Origin of the sequence: Lyngbya sp. CCY1209 (assembly GCF_035615495.1) — a bacterium.
Lineage (GTDB): Bacteria > Cyanobacteriota > Cyanobacteriia > Cyanobacteriales > Microcoleaceae > Limnospira.
Genome location: NZ_JAJENU010000625.1, coordinates 1 through 410 on the forward strand (window position 1 = coordinate 1; position 410 = coordinate 410).

1 protein-coding gene is annotated in these 410 nt (G+C 62.2%); it reads right to left on the reverse strand.

The window, feature by feature from the left end; translation table 11 throughout:
* Nucleotides 1-410: Ig-like domain-containing protein (locus tag LKE08_RS23685; RefSeq protein ID WP_324706740.1), on the reverse strand; the 410-nt coding region annotated here is incomplete at both ends.

Here is a 410-nt window from a genome sequence, read left to right on the forward strand (position 1 = left end):
CCCGCCGCGTCTGCGGCTGTAGCCGTCAAGTTGAACGTACCTTCTGCCAAGGCGGTGGCGGGGGTGAAACTCCAGTTGCCGGAATCATCGGCGGTGGTAGTGCCGAGCTCAGTTCCGTCTCGGAAGATGGTGACGGTGCTTCCGGGTTCGGCGATGCCGGTGATGTCGGGGGTGGTGTCGTTGGTGATACCGTCGCTGGTGATAATTGGGGCGTCGGGTGGGGTGGTATCCGGCGCGGTGGTATCCACGGTGAGACTCACCGCCGTGGAAATTTCGGAGATGTTCCCCGCCGCGTCGGTAGCTTGAGCCGTCAAGCTGAAGATTCCTTCTGCCAAGGCGGCGGTGGGGGTAAAGGTCCAGTTACCGTCCGCGTCGGCAATTGTGGTGCCGAGCTCGGTTCCGTCTTGATA